We start from the raw sequence: 16,515 nt of genomic DNA, 5'->3' as shown, positions 1-16,515 counted from the left end.
TGACACTAAAAATTCAATTAATATCATAGAAAAACATTGAAATAGCTTTTTATAAACTTTAATATCTCCAAAGCGTTAATCAAAAAAACCATTAACTAAGGAACAAAGATACCATGAATTCTATTAATAATACTGGGTCTTCACAAGAAAAAAAACTAAAACGCAATTTATCTAATCGGCATATTCAGTTAATTGCAATTAGTGGGGCAATTGGAACAGGTTTATTTATGGGATCAGGTAAAACAATTAATTTAGCTGGTCCTTCAATTATTTTTGTATATATGATTATAGGTTTTATCCTTTTCTTTGTGATGCGCGCGATGGGGGAAATTCTATTATCAAATTTAAACTATAAATCTTTTAGTGACTTCGCTGCAGATTTAATGGGCCCGTGGGCTGGTTTTTTTACAGGTTGGACTTATTGGTTTTGCTGGATAATAACAGGTATTGCCGACGTCGTAGCGATTGCCGGTTATGCACAATATTGGTTCCCAAGTTTACAAGCATGGATTCCTATGCTGATCTGTATTTTTATTTTGGTATCATTAAACCTGTTAACAGTAAAAATGTTCGGTGAAACTGAATTTTGGTTTTCAATGATAAAAATTATTGCCATTTTTGCGCTCATTGCTGTCGGTATTTTATTGCTTATTACTTCGTATCATTCACAAACCACCAATACCACTGCATCTTTAACTAACCTCTGGCAATATGATGGAATGTTCCCAAATGGTATTATGGGATTCTTTGCAGGTTTCCAAATTGCGATTTTTGCCTTTGTCGGTATTGAACTTATTGGTACAACAGCAGCGGAGACTCATGATCCAACTATAAATCTTCCACGAGCCATCAACTCTGTGCCGTTACGAATTATTTTCTTTTATGTATTTGCATTAATCATCATTATGAGTGTAACGCCATGGACATTTATTTCACCGAATAAAAGTCCATTTGTTGAATTATTTACGCTTATTGGATTACCTGCAGCAGCCAGTGTAATTAATTTTGTTGTATTAACTTCTGCTGCATCATCAGCTAACAGTGGTATTTATTCAACCAGTCGTATGTTATTTGGTTTGGCAAAGAAAAACGATGCCCCCTCATTATTTGGACATCTTTCACGGCGTTTTGTGCCTGCAAATGGATTAATGTTTTCTTGCATCTGTCTGTTAAGCGGGGTAGTGTTAATTTATATGGTACCTGATGTAATGGCTGCTTTTACGATTGTAACAACCATTTCGGCAATCTTATTTATGTTTATTTGGTCGATGATTTTGTTATCTTATATCCAATATCGTAAAAAACGCCAGCATTTACATGAACAATCATTATTTAAAATGCCAGGTGGCATTGTGATGAGTATTATTTGTTTAGTGTTCTTTGCATTTGTAATTGTGTTGTTAACATTTGAAAATGATACACGACAAGCCTTAATCGCAACGCCTATATGGTTTTTAATTTTAGCAACAAGCTATTATGTCCATAAAAAATATGGCAAAACTAAAACAGCTGTTTCTAATGAACATTAATGTACAAATGATAAGACTTTAAATTGAATATTTGCTTCAATTATAACAACTAAATTTAGACGGTTTATTTTTGCCCAAGCAATTTTTATGACTTAGTGTTATTGCTTATGTTATGATAATTTAATCAATAATAATGAATATTTAATTAAAACTTAAAATCAATTATGGGTTATACATTAACGTTTAACGATTTGCCAGAAAACATTAAAAATTGGCAAGTGTTACCTTTATCTCTAAATGGCTGTGAGATTGTACCATTAGATTATAATGCCGGTAAAACGGGTTGGATTATTTATGGTCGCAAATTAGATAAAACTCTAGTTTCGAAATTTCAAACTATGCTAGCTATGCCAATAGTGATTGTCTCATCTTGGCAAGTCAAAAACTATCAAGTGATTCGGATTGCTGGTGTCATGCCGAAGAAGGCGCAATCTATCGCAAATGAATTAGGGATTGATATAGCTAGTATTAACCATCTCCCGTCGCTTCATTCAGAAGGTTTATTAGTGATGGATATGGATTCGACAGCAATTAAGATCGAATGTATTGATGAATTAGCCAAACGACATGGTTCTGGCGAGCTGGTTTCAAAAATTACCGAGCAAGCAATGCGTGGGGAAATTGATTTTGCCACCAGTCTACGCAAACGTGTTGCTACATTAAAAGGGGCTGATGTGGCGATTTTAGAATCGATAAAAAATAAATTACCATTAATGCCCGGTTTAACTTTTTTAGTAAAAGAACTGCATAAACGGCAGTGGAAGGTTGCTATTGTTTCAGGTGGTTTTACTTATTTCGCTGAACATTTAAAAAGCAAATTAAAATTAGTAGCGGTTTATGCTAATGAATTAGATATTAATAATAATCGTAAATTAACCGGTAAGATTAAAGGACAAATCGTTGATGCCCGATTCAAAGCCAAAACGTTGCAAAATTTGGCACACCAATTCAATATACCAATAGAACAAACCGTAGCCATTGGTGATGGTGCGAATGATTTAATGATGATCCGTATTGCTGGATTAGGTGTTGCTTATCACGGTAAACCAAAAGTTATCCAAAAAGCAAAAAATAGTATTAATTACGCAGACCTTACTGGTTTGATGTGTATTTTATCCGCTAGCCTTGATAGTCAGGGATAATCGCACACGATAAGATAATCTGTATTACAGTGTATTGTTTATTATCAGTTAATACTTGAATTTTAGTATTATTAATCATTTTGAAATTTTAGGAGTATCGATTTGGCAAAAGCAGTTAAACGCGCTTATGTCTGTAATGAATGTGGTGCTGACTATTTGCGTTGGCAAGGCCAGTGTAATGAATGTCATGCCTGGAACACCATCACTGAAATTCGTCTTGCCGTAACCAACTCTCATAGCAATGACCGCTTCAGTGGTTATGCCGGCGGCGCTGGACAATCAAAAATTCAAAAATTAACTGAGATTAGTTTAGAAGAATTACCACGTTTCACAACAGGATTCTCTGAGTTCGATCGCGTATTGGGTGGTGGTGTTGTCCCAGGTAGTGCAATATTAATCGGTGGCAATCCTGGCGCAGGTAAAAGTACATTATTGTTACAAACATTATGTCGTTTATCAGCTAATATGAAGACTTTATACGTTACCGGAGAAGAATCGTTACAACAAGTCGCAATGCGAGCCCATCGTTTAGGTTTGCCCGCTAATAATATTAATATGCTATCTGAAACTAGTATCGAACAAATCTGTTTATTAGCCGATCAAGAACAACCTAAATTGATGGTGATTGATTCTATTCAAGTGATGCATATGGCAGATATACAATCTTCTCCAGGAAGTGTCGCACAAGTTAGAGAGACTGCAGCTTATCTGACACGTTTTGCCAAAACTAAAGGCATTGCCATTATTATGGTTGGCCATGTTACCAAAGATGGGTCACTAGCTGGCCCTAAAGTACTAGAACACTGCATAGACTGTTCAATTCTATTGGATGGAGACTCAGATTCTCGCTTTAGAACATTACGTAGTCATAAAAACCGCTTTGGCGCCGTTAATGAATTAGGTGTGTTTGCAATGACAGAGCAAGGCTTAAAAGAAGTGAGTAATCCATCAGCTATCTTCTTAACTCGTGGCGATGAAATGAGCTCTGGCAGTTCAGTTATGGTACTTTGGGAAGGTACTAGACCGCTATTAGTTGAAATACAAGCACTAGTGGATCAATCGAATTTTGGTAATCCAAGACGCGTTACTGTTGGATTAGAACAGAACCGGTTAGCATTATTACTGGCGGTATTACATCGTCATGGTGGCTTACAAATGGCGGATCAAGATGTTTTTGTTAATGTTGTTGGAGGCGTAAAAGTCAGTGAAACTAGTGCTGACTTAGCATTAGTCGCAGCTTTAGTATCGAGCTTACGTAATCGTCCTTTACCTCAAGATATGGTTATTTTTGGTGAAATTGGTTTAGGTGGTGAAATACGTCCTGTGCCAAGTGGCCAAGAACGTATTGCTGAAGCAGCTAAACATGGTTTTAAACGTGCAATTGTACCAATTAGTAACATGCCAAAAAAAACCGCAATGAATATGCAAGTCTATGGTGTAAAAAAATTATCTGAAGCATTAGATATTTTATCAAATTTAGATTAAATTTTTAAATTCATAGCCTAGCTTATTCGATATTAGCTATTTTATGAGCCTGTATACTTAATTGCCACTTATTATCTTGCCGATTTCGATTAAGTTTGCCTAATAATTGCAGCGTGGGCAATAAAGTCGTGTCACCATTTTGCTCACAAGGAGAAAGATAGTAATGCTTAGCTTTAATACGTTGTTCCATTTCCAGACAAAATTGTTCAATATCCTCAGCGTCCTCCACTACAATACGTACTTCATCAGCCTTAATCAACGGTGCATCGTGATAATTTTGCCAATAATGATATTTAGGACTAACAGCAATATAATCAATTCCCGTACAAACAGTTCTTAAGCCATTTGTTTCTATTGCGATGTAATAACCGAATCGTTTTAAACGAACAACTAATTCAAACAAATATTTCTGTAATGTTGGCTCCCCCCCCGTAATAATAATATTTTCCGCAGAGTAAGTAAGTACTCGCGTTAATATCGCCGTTAAGGTAAATTTCTGAAAATGATCAAAATGAGTATCACACCAAGGACAACGCAAATTACAGCCACCAAAACGAATAAATATAGCAGGCATACCAGTATTATATCCTTCACCTTGTAAGGATTGAAAGATTTCAACAATTGGAAAAGTTAGCATAATGTTATTCACTGTATTGACAATAGGATGTTGGTGTTTCCCATAAGGTTACTGACGAAATAGGAAGATACTGTTTAAGTTCATTAAAAATATAACGACTCATCCCCTCTGCCGTTGTTCGGCAGGGAAAGGCAAAAATTTTTCGCTGCATTTGCTGTAATAATTGAGCAATTTTGCTTTCATTACTATTATTTTTATAATAAATAAAAGCATGATCTAATTTATCAATAATATGTTTTTTTACTATCTGCTTTAAATCAGCAAAATCCATTACCATATCAGCACTACTTCCTTGGTCAATTAAGTGAGCAGACACTTCTATCACCAAACGATAAGTATGCCCATGTAAATTATGGCATTTCCCATTATGCCCATCTAACATATGACAGGCGTCGAATTGAAATTCTTTCGCAATTTTATACATAACGTACTCGTATTATCTGGATAATTAAATGAAAATATTATTCATTGTTGAGATTGGTATACATTTACGAAAACTGAAAGATGGGATAGATAAATATGACATTGTAAGCTCCTAGTTTTTTTACGTGGGATGGATTACGAACCACGATAATAGAATAAATCAATCACCTTTAAATTATAAGCCAGCAACCAATTTATCATCAGATTACTTAATAGAGGCTAATGATCATAAATTAATTTCAACTAAAATTCAAATGTGGGTATTCGCTTTTGCGAAACATATTTTTTGCATGAACATTTATTAGAATAATATAAAGATAAAATACCGTGTTTATGAGCCCTATTTATTATGAGATTAACTAATATAGTTACATATAGCTGATAAATTAATACCAGATATATAAGATTATGTTTTATTATAACCTTACAAAGATAATAAAACGTAAAGCATTATCCATCAACAATAGCGAAAACACTTATTAATACCAACAATTTTGGATTGTTGGTATTTTATATTGTTCTAAATCAATCGCCGCGGCATATCATTATAGTACTTGAATCATTGGGTTGACGGGGCTGAATTAGTCCTATTGTTCCGTAAATTCGATACATTTTATTGTTTGGTGCCTCGTCAGCAGTCCAGATTTCAGGATCTCTACTCCAAACGCCTCCGTAATTTTGTAACATGCCCCACTCAGCCATAAATGATCCCATTCCTCGTACAAATCCGTCAAAGCTGCTAGTAATTTCATAAGGCCCATACATATATTGAATACGATAATTTCTGTCAAACGCCTGAGACATTGCTGCTTTTCCACCAGAACAATAATCCAATCCAGGAAACGACAATGAAGTGGTTAATGACCTACTGCTGCCGAATGGTACCCTCTTACCACCTAATGCCCATTTGCTTGGTACAGGAATAGTAAAGCTGTCTAACCATTGCCATGCTTGACCATCATGATACTCCATCGTTATAACTGGCGTTCCACTATTAATAAAATCAGCCTTAGTTGCAGATTGATAGGTTATTGTACAATTTTGTCCTATACCTCCATCGGTTGATAATGAGATTTTTCCCCAACCATGAGAAATGTAGCAACGATATATACCTTGATTTGGACCTGGTCCCATTAAACTAAATGATGCATATTGAAAACCTGTTGAACGGATAAAGCCCTTATTAGGATAAAATATATTAGCATTATAAGAATTATCTCTTATTGTCATATCTTTAGGCTTGAGAAAACAGATGTTACTACCACCTGATAAAAAAATATAATTAATAACTTGCCCATCATCATAATAACGAGAACGCGGATTACCATATTTTGTTGCTACGTACACATTCTTGACTATAACTTCAAGTTTAAATGGACCACTACAATGCCATAACTCTTCACCTAAACGATGATTAGGTACCTGCTGATTGTTTTCATCATACCAGGTGGCTTTTATTGTTCCTGATATCGTTACCTCTGCATTATCACCACTCATCGTCTCCTAAAATTGTACCAACAAGATTGTGATAAAAACCATCTGCCGGCACATTTAAAAAAAGTTTAACATCAGAAAAACGCATAAATTGTGGTGCTTTCATAATCCTATTAGCATTTGTGGTATAAATAGTGCTCAAACTACCATCACGTTTGGTTATTTGAATCGTTCGTAACTAACTTAAATTTGTTAGTTTAGTTAGATTGGGTAATAATATATAAGGTTCACTTCCCATAATAGATTGTTTAGATGTCGCGGACAGTTTCGCCAAACTGTTTACAGAAAAAAATCTTCGCCAAAACACCTAAGCCACATTTTTTTTAAAGAAGTGAATTGTTGATAATTTGTTACCAAGATATTTGAGAATATGATTTGTAAAGAAGATATTGATAATAATCGACTTTTTCTTGCAAAAACCGTTGAAATAATATCTATAACAGAACATTGTTTTTGCAAAAAAAATATTTACACGCAACGAACTTGCTTAACACAAGTTCAAAGTATGATTTTTTCACCAATTTATTTCCTTGTAAATTTATCATTTTTTTATTTACTATTAAAAGAGTTATAAATTATTTTTATAAAGGGAAAGAATAATTACTTAAAAAAGTTAGTTAGTCTAGTGAGTTCTTTCCCAAATGTTGTTATAACAGCCAATACCTGTAACACGCAATAGATACAATCCTTTTTATTTGTTTATTATGTAAATATGTATTTTATTTAAAACAGCATGAAAAGTTGCCGATTTAGGACTTTTGTCAATTTTTACAGAATTATTTATATTTAAAATTTTCCCCCAAAATATAACAATTTATATTGCTCTCAATAAGTGAACAAATAATTTCATCGACAGATAATACAAAAGTAATTGTTGCAGTTATTATATTTTCGATAAATAGTGCCAAGTTCTGGCATCTTTTTAATTGATAAAATAGTGATATGGGTACTTAATCACCTTTAATGTAAGAAAAGTGGCTTAATTATTGTTTGCATATTCTGTAATAAATATTGAATGATATGAATATTTTTATATGATTTGTTCAAATAAAAAATAGTACTTTTAGAGAGGGTTTATCAGCAAGCTATTTGATGAATTATTTAATTAGTTAAATCGAGCAATTCTCTTCCCATGATCAGCTAAACTAACACTAGGCATTATTCTATGTTCTACCTATTTTTAACCTAATAATATCATTAAAAATAGGTAAAACATCATTTTATTTATATCGTAAATGCTTTAATTTATATTATTCTAACGTCGAAATGTACTCTTCCAAATGAGATTTAATGACTGTGACATGAGGTCCATAAATAACCTGAACACCTTCCCCATTAATAATTATACCTTTCGCACCTGTTGATTTTAAAATTTCTCTATCAACTAATTTGTTATCTTGCACTGAAATTCTTAATCGAGTAGCACAACAATCAACATAAGTAATATTATCTTTTCCTCCTAAGCCTTCTAAAATAGTGCTGGAAACATCACTTTGTTTCTTTTGTTTTGTTTTTTTAGCATCTTCAACATCTTTTCTAGTATATAATTTAGTTTCTTCATTATCATCTTCTCGACCTGGAGTTTTAAAATTGAATTTTTTGATTAAGAAACTAAATGTAAAATAATAAAGTGGGAACATTGGTAAACCAATTAAAATAACATTGAACCAATGTGTTTTATCATTGCCTTGTAACACGCCAAATAAAACAAAATCAATTAAACTACCCGAAAATGTTTGTCCAACCCCAACATTAAAGATGTGGCATAACATAAAGGATAAACCAGCATATAAACAGTGAATAACATATAAAAGAGGACCGGCAAATAGAAATGAAAATTCAATTGGCTCAGTAATCCCAGTTAAAATTGCGGTTAAAGTAGCAGAAACCAACAGCCCCAATATCATTTTACGGTTTTGTGGTTTAGCAGTACGATAAATTGCTAATGCCGCACCAGGAATACCAAATAAATAGAACGGGAATTTTCCAGCCATAAAACGAGTTGCTTCAACTGAGAATTCTGTAGTATTTGGACTTGCTAATTCAGCGAAGAAAATATTTTGAGCGCCAGCTACAAGATGCCCATCAATCATTGCTGTTCCACCGACACCAGTTTGCCAAAATGGCATATAAAATACATGATGTAATCCAAAAGGAATCAATGCCCGTTCAATGAAACCATAAATAAATGTACCTGCATAACCCGATTCATTAACTAAATGACCGAGTAATAAGATACCGTTTTGGATTGAAGGCCATACATAGAACATTAAAATACCAACAAATAAATAAACAAAGGCCGTAATAATGGGAATAAATCGTGATCCACCAAAAAAAGATAAAATTGCAGGAAGTTCAATTCGATAATAGCGATTATGCAACGCGGCAACACCTAAACCGACAATTACTCCGCCAAATACTCCCATTTGTAAAGTTTCAATCCCAACTGCATTACCTAACGATCCATCTGGTAATGCACCCGCTATTAATAAACCTTTTAATTCAAGTAATGCGTGAATTGTAGAGTGCATGATAAAGAAACCAACTGCTCCTGAAATTGCAGCTACCTCTTTTTCTTGTTTTGCCATTCCCATTGCTACCCCAATAGAGAATAAGATCGGAAGATTTGCAAAAACTACACTCCCTGCATTTTTCATAATTGTAAGAAATGCATGTAATACCGTTCCATCACCTAAAACACTTTGTAAGCCATAAGAGGTGATTGTTGTTTCATTGGTAAAAGAGGCTCCTATACCTAACATCAAACCAGCTACAGGTAGTAGTGCAATTGGTAACATAAACGATCTACCAACCCGTTGCAATATGCTAAAAAAAGTACTTTTCATTGTAGTTAACCCTTTTTTTTATTGAAAGATAAAATGAATAAACCAAAAATTCACAAAAATAATTTTATATGTAAATAAATTCATTTTAAAGAGATCTACTTCACATAATATTAATAAAAAATTAATTATACTAGGTTTTAAATTTGATCAAACGGTGAAAAAACAATAGAAATTTATCTTTTTTTTAATCTTTTGTGAAATTAGGCCTTTATATAACAAGGCCTATTAAATTATGCTAGCTTACGTAATTCATTAATTGTTTGTTGATAAGGTTTTTCTTTAATAAACAATCCAGCAGTACCCAGGATAAAATATTCTACATAAGCAGATAATTGTTCGACTATATGAGCACTTATTGCCCCATCAATAGCAATTGAGGTCCCAAGTTTTCTGTCTTTAATCATGTGACTTAAACGTTTAATTCTATCGATAGAATTGTGTATAAAAGGTTGTCCTGCAAATCCGGGATTTACTGACATAATTAAAACAACATCAATAAGTTCTAATATATCCTCTAACATACATAACGGTGTACCGGGATTAATAGCAACACCAACTTTAGCTCCTGTTGCTTTGATTTGATTTAACACACGATGGGAATGTGTTAATGTTTCGATATGGACATAAATAATTTGACATCCTAATTGAGCAAATTTTTCAATATAAGGGACTGGATTACTTACCATTAAGTGAACATCGTAAGGAATTGTTGTTAATTTACTTACAGCTTTTATATCTTCAGTACCTAAAGCAAAATTAGGTACAAAATTACCATCCATTACATCAATGTGAAACATATCCACACCAGCCTCTTCAAGAAGTTTTAATTCCGTTGCTAATTTGGAAAAATCAACACACATGAGTGAAGGACAAAATTTACTCATGGTATTTACCCTCTTCAATTAAATGAATTTGATCTATTCTTCTTTGATGGCGCCCACCTTCAAATTCAGCATTTAACCATTGATCTATAATCATTTTTGCTAATTCACTTCCCACAACACGAGATCCAAAAGCCAAAATATTCGTGTTATTATGTTCGCGGGATAATTTGGCAGAATAGGGATCACTACAAACAACGGCTCGAATTCCTGGTGATTTATTTGCTGCTATTGATATACCCACACCCGTGCCGCAAATTAATATACCAAGATCAGCTTGTTTATTATTGATTGCATTTGCTACTCGATTTGCATAAATAGGATAATCCGTCCTATCGGTAGATGGTGCGCCCAAATCAATGACAGTGATATTCTTTTGCGTTAAATAATCAATAACATCTTGTTTTAAAATATAACCAACATGATCATAACCAATTGCAATTTTCATATGTTTTATTCTCCAATGACTAGAAATAAATCTTTTACTTCACTAAAAATGATATTAACGTTAATTTTTTATTTTGTAAAGTTTGCTAAAAAATAAAAAAAACCTCTTTTACAATGTGATTAAGCTGAAATTAGGTTAGAATTAACGATAAAAATGTTATTGGAGAGTTTAGATTGAAAAGAGTAAATGAGCCAGATAATTCTAATGCACTAGCAATTGGTGCGATGATTCGTATTTCGCTCTCAAGTTTAAGTAATACTGAACAGCGAATTATCGAATGGATGATGACCAAAGGGAATTTAACATCACGAACTAGTATTAAAGAGGTTGCAATAAAGCTATCGGTATCAGAACCTTTGCTGGTAAAAGTAGCTAAAAAATTGGGCTATTCTGGATTTAGAGAAATTAGAAAAGCATTGCTTTCATATTTTGACGCCTTGCCATTCGATAAAGAACAAGAACTTTCTGAAAAAGATAATGTTGATGATATCATTGAAAAAGTATTTAATAATTCCGTACAAGCATTAAAAGAAGCACAATCTATTGTCGACGCTAAAATTATCTCACAAGCCGCAGAGTGGATTTTTAATGCAAATCGGATTGTGATTCTCGGGGTTGGCGGTTCAGCTATTGTTGGAGAAGACTTTGAACATAAACTATTGCGTATAGGGATTCATAGTCATACTTACAGTGATAATCATTTAATGGTAATGGTTGCAAGTCAACTAAAAGAAAACGATGTTGTTATTGCTATTTCACAATCAGGAAATACAACTGAAATATGTAACGCGATTTTGGTTGCTAAGAAAAATAAAACAAAAATTATCTGTATTACCAATAATCATCAATCAGAGCTCGCAGAAATTTCGGATTTATCAATATTTAGTCCTGCAAAAAACGGTCCATTATTAGGCCAAAATGCCGCAGCGAGAATTATTCAATTGACCTTACTAGATACACTGTTTATTGCTATTGTGGTATTAGATAATGCTAAATCAAAAGTGCATCTAGAACGTAGTATAGATGTTGTAAAATCATTACACAGAAAAAACCCAAATGACTGAATAAATATACAATTAATTTTACTGAAAATTTTCTGTGTTTTATGGTTAAAGATGATAGTAAATTCTATCATCTAAATCTGGACACTAGCTTTATTTTTTCTATCTATTTGATTATTGTTTTAAAGTAAAGGATATTTATTATCTAACATTTTAAAATTAATATCCCGCAAAACATGATTACTATCCTATTGAATTACAAGTTATTACTTTGTTATAACCTTGGTAATTATTGTAATGTTATTAAAATGTAGCTAGCGAACAATTCCATGTAAATAGTGCAAAAATTAATGAATTAGCGATATACTAGGCACAATATTTTCTTTTATGAGTTGCAAAAATGTCAAGCCAACCAAGCTATTCTACTTTGAATATTGAATTAAAATCTGCACAAATCGGTATTAACGCTTCTGAATTACATGGTTTTATAACTGGAATCGTTGCTGGTGGTATACAAGACCAAAGCTGGCTAGTACTGCTAAAAGATATGATGAATAACGGGCAGCCAATTGTAGGTGAGTTGGATAAGTCGGTTAAATTGCTTTATGAGCAAATTAAGCAAAAATTAACTAATGAAAATTTTGAATTTCAACTATTAATCGCTGAAGAGGATCTTTTTACACAAATTGATGATATGGTCAGTTGGGTAAATCATTTTTTATTAGGGTTAGGGCTTGCTCAACCACAATTAGCAAAAATCAAAGGTGATATTGGCGAAGCCATATACGATTTAAGGCAAATTACACAACTTGATTATGATGAAGATGACAATCAAGATGAATTAGCATTTGCTTTTGAAGAAATTTTAGAATATGTGCGAATTACTGTCATTTTATGCTATGACGAGTTTACTGATCGTTATTCATCTATAACAATTCATTAGTAATTGCATAACGAACCAAGGGCACTATTAACTTTAAATAAATACTTTAAAAGGCTGGTAGGTTGTAAAATGATTAACGATATAATAAATCGACGTAATAAATTCTTAGCCAAAATGATTGATAATAGTGTAGCTATCTTTTTTGCTGCACCTGAAGTAGTTAGAAGTAATGACACTCATTATAAATATCGACAAAATAGCGATTTTTGGTATTTAACCACATTTAATGAGCCTGAAGCAGCATTATTGTTAATTAAAGATTCAGCTAATCAACATCAAACTATTTTATTTAATCGAACAAAGGATTCTTTAGCTGAAATTTGGACAGGTTATCGATTAGGTCAACAAGCAGCTTTAACACAACTTAACGTTGATGAAGCTTATTCTTTTAATGAAATTAATGAATTGCTACCCAAAATCATTAGTGGTAAACAAGCGTTATACCATGCGAGCCAATTATATAATTATGCTGATAGTATTATCGAACGTCTAATGCAAACTTTAAGAAATGGTCTTAGGCAAAATCTCTTCGCTCCTCAATCAATTATAGATTGGCGACCTATTTTGCATGATATGCGACTATTTAAATCAGCACACGAAATTGAAATCATGCGTGAAGCTGGACGAATTAGTGCCCTTGGTCATATTCGAGCTATGAAAAAATGTAAACCTAATATGTATGAATATCAATTAGAAGCTGAAATATTACATGAATTTGCTATGCATGGTGCCAGAACACCTTCTTATAATACTATTGTCGGTAGTGGTAATAATGGTTGTATTTTGCATTATGAAGATAATAATCAACCATTAGTTAGTGGTGATTTAGTTTTGATCGATGCAGGATGTGAATATCAAAATTATGCGGGTGACATTACTCGTACATTTCCAGTAAATGGCAAATTCAATCAAGCTCAACGTGAAATATATAATATAGTACTAAAAGCTCAATATCGCGCACTAGAATTACTCAAACCTGGAACATCAATAAAAGAAGTTAATGATAAGATCATTCGTATTATGGTGGAAGACCTAATTAATTTAGATATTATGCACGGAAAAATTGATGATTTAATTGCTCAAAAAGCTTATAGTCAATTTTATATGCATGGTTTAGGCCACTGGTTAGGTATTGATGTCCATGATGTGGGTGATTATAAATCGGTTGCTCGTGAACGTATTCTGGAACCAGGTATGGTTATCACAGTTGAGCCAGGATTATACATTAATAAAAATGCAGATGTACCTATTCAATATAAAGGTATTGGTATCCGCATAGAAGATGATATCTTAATCACATCAACAGGTAATGAGATTCTTACCGCAGATGTACCGAAAGAACCTGAACAAATTGAGAAATTAATGAATAGTTAGTTGATGAAACAAGATTATAAGTCAATCAAAACTAGTTTGATGCTAATCCTCAAGCTTGATTGACTTATTACGATTAAATATAATCTTAATTTTCAAATCTCGTTTAGCTCTTGGCGGGTATTTCCAACGCTTCATAGCTTGGATAACTGATCGATTGAAAATATTGTTAGGCTTAGCTTCAGTAATTCGAATATTATCGACACGTCCATGATTATCGATATCAAATAATACGATGACATGTCCATCAATGCGCATATCCAATGCTCGTCTAGGGTATTCAGGATAACCTCGACTAATTGCAGTTGGCATATCTAAAAATTGATTATTATCAGATATAGCTGAAGCAGTAGCTACATCCGCCCGTTTTTCAGTGATAATTTCTTGTTTGACATGCGCTTGGGATGATTGTTGGCGGTGTTTTTTCTTATGTAATTTCTTAGGTTTTTTAGGTTTTTCTTTCATTACCAAAGTCGGCTCATTAGTTGGTAAAGTTGGTTCTTCTGGTTTTTTTTCCACAACAATATCCGGTATATCGTCGTTATCTTTTGCAACTTCTTCAGTTGTTATCGGTTTTTCAACAACTACTGGTAAATCTTCTTGATTCGCGACATTAGGTGAGTTTTCTGCTAAAGATTGTTCTGGAGCCGCCAAAACCGACAAATCAATCATCATCGCTTTTATCGCACTATCGCCATCCATGGAAAGTGCTTTCTCAGAAAATAAACTCCCCATTACTAATAAAGTTATTATTAGCAAATGCAAAATCATTGCGGCAATCACGACAATAGCAAAATTACTTTTATTTTTATCAGGATTATAGATTCTTTCCATCGTTAAGTCAGTATTCATACAACTAGAATATTAAGTTAGCAAGTTTAAATGAAAATGTATATCATTCACAGTATTTTTTTAATTATTTATTCCATATTATGGAACTTTTATTGTTGTCATTTAGCTTTTATCGCATAATGCTATACAAAAGAATATAATTTTTAAAGAACAGTAGGTTTATTGAGTTAAAAAATGATAATGGAAAAAATAATTGATCTTATACATGATGAATTAATAACGGTAGACGAAATTATCTTAGCACAACTAAATTCAGACGTCGTATTAATTAATCAATTAGGTAAATATATCATTGACAGTGGCGGCAAACGTATACGTCCTATTATCGCATTATTGAGTGCTAAAGCACTAAATTATAAAGGCGACAAACACCACATGGCTGCAGCATTCATTGAATTTATTCATACAGCAACACTTTTACATGATGATGTTGTTGATGAATCATCACTAAGAAGAGGACGTTCAACAGCAAATACTCTTTTTGGTAATGCAGCCAGTGTTCTTGTAGGTGATTACATTTACACGCGCTCATTTCAAATGATGGTTAGTATTGAATCCATTCCGGTACTTAAAATCATGTCTGAAGCAACAAATGTTATCGCAGAAGGAGAGGTACAACAACTGTTAAATTGTAATGATCCTAACATTACCATTGCGCAATATCTACAAGTTATTTACCGAAAAACAGCGAGATTATTTGAAGCATCAAGTCATACTGCTGCTATAATAAGTAATGCTCCTAAAGAATTTGAAACCGCATTACAGAATTATGGTCGTTATATCGGCACCGCATTTCAAATCATTGATGATATGCTTGATTATTCAGCTGAAGATGCAGAAGTGCTAGGTAAAAATTTAGGGGATGATCTTAATGAAGGAAAACCAACTTTACCCCTAATACATGCTATGTACCATGCAAAAAATATTGAGGACGTAAAGCTAATTCGTCAAGCAATTGAAAAGGGAAATGGTAGACATTTACTTGAAAAAGTTTTAACTATTATGCAAGAGTGTAATTCACTTGAATTTACCTACCAAATTGCAAAACAAGAAGCCGAAAAAGCAGTGGAATCAATAAAAATTCTACCTGATTCGCCTTATAAAGATGCGTTACAACAAATTGCACTACTATCAATAAAACGCAACCGCTAATTCATTTATTCAGGAAAAGTTATCCTTTATTTAATAGTTATACTAATTTATGTTTTATCGTTTGTTTAATAATACATATTGCTTTTCCTTAGAATAATAGTCTATTTTGTTTAATTAAATGGGTGTGAAATGATTTTTAAAGTTTATTCATTTAGTTAAACAAAATGAGTCAACCATTATTTTGATTATATATTTATTCAACCTGAAATATAGAATTAGGATAAGATTATAAATCAGTAGCGTAACATTGCTAACAAATAAACAAAGTTATAGATGAGATTGTATAATAGATTATAAATTTATTCAGAACA

14 protein-coding genes and 1 riboswitch are annotated in these 16,515 nt (G+C 32.8%); of the genes, 7 read left to right on the top strand and 7 right to left on the bottom strand.

Going from position 1 to position 16,515, the window contains the following annotated elements; translation table 11 throughout:
- The first annotated feature begins 113 nt into the window (after positions 1-113).
- The 3 genes from cycA (at position 114) to radA (ending at position 4,156) form a co-directional block, all read left to right on the top strand.
- Complete coding sequence (gene cycA / locus FcAc13_RS01190; RefSeq protein ID WP_187754378.1) at positions 114-1,529, top strand: D-serine/D-alanine/glycine transporter; 1,416 nt, start codon at positions 114-116, stop codon at positions 1,527-1,529.
- A 164-nt stretch (positions 1,530-1,693) separates the two neighbouring features.
- Positions 1,694-2,671 carry a phosphoserine phosphatase gene (gene serB, locus FcAc13_RS01185; RefSeq protein WP_187754377.1) on the top strand — a complete coding sequence of 326 codons (978 nt, stop codon included), beginning with the start codon at positions 1,694-1,696 and terminating at the stop codon, positions 2,669-2,671.
- 102 nt (positions 2,672-2,773) lie between these two features.
- Positions 2,774-4,156 (top strand): DNA repair protein RadA, encoded by a 1,383-nt coding sequence (radA, locus tag FcAc13_RS01180; protein ID WP_187754376.1) that lies wholly within the window; start codon positions 2,774-2,776, stop codon positions 4,154-4,156.
- A gap of 22 nt (positions 4,157-4,178) precedes the next feature.
- Here radA and FcAc13_RS01175 read toward each other — a convergent pair whose 3' ends face one another.
- The 6 genes from FcAc13_RS01175 to rpiB all read right to left on the bottom strand — a co-directional run bounded on the left by FcAc13_RS01175 (position 4,179) and on the right by rpiB (position 10,885).
- The gene (locus FcAc13_RS01175) at positions 4,179-4,793 is read right to left on the bottom strand and encodes a 7-carboxy-7-deazaguanine synthase QueE (protein WP_187754375.1); all 615 of its coding nucleotides are present in this window, start codon (positions 4,791-4,793) and stop codon (positions 4,179-4,181) included.
- Positions 4,794-4,797: 4 nt separating this feature from the next.
- Complete coding sequence (gene queD / locus FcAc13_RS01170) at positions 4,798-5,217, bottom strand: 6-carboxytetrahydropterin synthase QueD (RefSeq protein ID WP_187754374.1); 420 nt, start codon at positions 5,215-5,217, stop codon at positions 4,798-4,800.
- Positions 5,218-5,322: 105 nt separating this feature from the next.
- A riboswitch (PreQ1 riboswitch) is annotated at positions 5,323-5,368 on the bottom strand.
- Between the two features lie 373 nt (positions 5,369-5,741).
- Positions 5,742-6,713, bottom strand: coding sequence for a hypothetical protein (locus FcAc13_RS01165; RefSeq protein ID WP_187754373.1), 972 nt, complete (start codon positions 6,711-6,713; stop codon positions 5,742-5,744).
- Positions 6,714-7,960: 1,247 nt separating this feature from the next.
- On the bottom strand, positions 7,961-9,556 hold the full coding sequence (locus tag FcAc13_RS01160) for a PTS transporter subunit EIIC (RefSeq protein ID WP_187754372.1): 1,596 nt from the start codon (positions 9,554-9,556) through the stop codon (positions 7,961-7,963).
- 230 nt (positions 9,557-9,786) lie between these two features.
- Positions 9,787-10,440: a ribulose-phosphate 3-epimerase gene (rpe, locus tag FcAc13_RS01155; protein ID WP_187754371.1), complete on the bottom strand. Its 654-nt coding sequence runs from the start codon at positions 10,438-10,440 to the stop codon at positions 9,787-9,789.
- Entirely contained in the window at positions 10,433-10,885 is a 453-nt protein-coding gene (gene rpiB, locus FcAc13_RS01150; RefSeq protein ID WP_187754370.1) for a ribose 5-phosphate isomerase B, read from the bottom strand. The genes rpe and rpiB overlap by 8 nt, the downstream gene beginning before the upstream one ends.
- A gap of 173 nt (positions 10,886-11,058) precedes the next feature.
- Between rpiB and FcAc13_RS01145 the strand changes: the two genes are divergently transcribed.
- The 3 genes from FcAc13_RS01145 (at position 11,059) to pepP (ending at position 14,203) form a co-directional block, all read left to right on the top strand.
- A complete protein-coding gene (locus FcAc13_RS01145; RefSeq protein WP_220679435.1) occupies positions 11,059-11,949 on the top strand; it encodes an SIS domain-containing protein in 891 nt (296 codons plus the stop codon).
- Between the two features lie 337 nt (positions 11,950-12,286).
- Positions 12,287-12,829 (top strand): UPF0149 family protein, encoded by a 543-nt coding sequence (locus tag FcAc13_RS01140; RefSeq protein ID WP_187754369.1) that lies wholly within the window; start codon positions 12,287-12,289, stop codon positions 12,827-12,829.
- A gap of 69 nt (positions 12,830-12,898) precedes the next feature.
- Entirely contained in the window at positions 12,899-14,203 is a 1,305-nt protein-coding gene (gene pepP / locus FcAc13_RS01135; protein ID WP_187754368.1) for a Xaa-Pro aminopeptidase, read from the top strand.
- Positions 14,204-14,245: 42 nt separating this feature from the next.
- Here the strand turns inward: pepP and FcAc13_RS01130 are convergent, their stop codons facing one another.
- Positions 14,246-15,034, bottom strand: a complete 789-nt coding sequence (locus FcAc13_RS01130) for a TonB family protein (RefSeq protein WP_187754367.1) — start codon at positions 15,032-15,034, stop codon at positions 14,246-14,248.
- Positions 15,035-15,226: 192 nt separating this feature from the next.
- Between FcAc13_RS01130 and ispB the strand changes: the two genes are divergently transcribed.
- The gene (gene ispB, locus FcAc13_RS01125) at positions 15,227-16,204 is read left to right on the top strand and encodes an octaprenyl diphosphate synthase (protein WP_187754366.1); all 978 of its coding nucleotides are present in this window, start codon (positions 15,227-15,229) and stop codon (positions 16,202-16,204) included.
- Positions 16,205-16,515 lie beyond the last annotated feature (311 nt).

Origin of the sequence: Frischella japonica, assembly GCF_014489845.1 — a bacterium.
Classification (GTDB): Bacteria; Pseudomonadota; Gammaproteobacteria; order Enterobacterales; family Orbaceae; genus Frischella; species Frischella japonica.
This window is presented reverse-complemented; position numbering and strand designations above follow the sequence as displayed.

What these genes read in the sequence shown, in the direction of transcription:
- cycA (WP_187754378.1), top strand. Translation starts at nt 114, where the DNA reads ATGAATTCTATTAATAATACTGGGTCTTCACAAGAAAAAAAACTAAAA.
- serB (WP_187754377.1), top strand. Translation starts at nt 1,694, where the DNA reads ATGGGTTATACATTAACGTTTAACGATTTGCCAGAAAACATTAAAAAT.
- FcAc13_RS01175 (WP_187754375.1), bottom strand. Translation starts at nt 4,793, where the DNA reads ATGCTAACTTTTCCAATTGTTGAAATCTTTCAATCCTTACAAGGTGAA.
- queD (WP_187754374.1), bottom strand. Translation starts at nt 5,217, where the DNA reads ATGTATAAAATTGCGAAAGAATTTCAATTCGACGCCTGTCATATGTTA.
- FcAc13_RS01165 (WP_187754373.1), bottom strand. Translation starts at nt 6,713, where the DNA reads ATGAGTGGTGATAATGCAGAGGTAACGATATCAGGAACAATAAAAGCC.
- FcAc13_RS01160 (WP_187754372.1), bottom strand. Translation starts at nt 9,556, where the DNA reads ATGAAAAGTACTTTTTTTAGCATATTGCAACGGGTTGGTAGATCGTTT.
- rpe (WP_187754371.1), bottom strand. Translation starts at nt 10,440, where the DNA reads ATGAGTAAATTTTGTCCTTCACTCATGTGTGTTGATTTTTCCAAATTA.
- rpiB (WP_187754370.1), bottom strand. Translation starts at nt 10,885, where the DNA reads ATGAAAATTGCAATTGGTTATGATCATGTTGGTTATATTTTAAAACAA.
- FcAc13_RS01140 (WP_187754369.1), top strand. Translation starts at nt 12,287, where the DNA reads ATGTCAAGCCAACCAAGCTATTCTACTTTGAATATTGAATTAAAATCT.
- pepP (WP_187754368.1), top strand. Translation starts at nt 12,899, where the DNA reads ATGATTAACGATATAATAAATCGACGTAATAAATTCTTAGCCAAAATG.
- FcAc13_RS01130 (WP_187754367.1), bottom strand. Translation starts at nt 15,034, where the DNA reads ATGGAAAGAATCTATAATCCTGATAAAAATAAAAGTAATTTTGCTATT.
- ispB (WP_187754366.1), top strand. Translation starts at nt 15,227, where the DNA reads ATGATAATGGAAAAAATAATTGATCTTATACATGATGAATTAATAACG.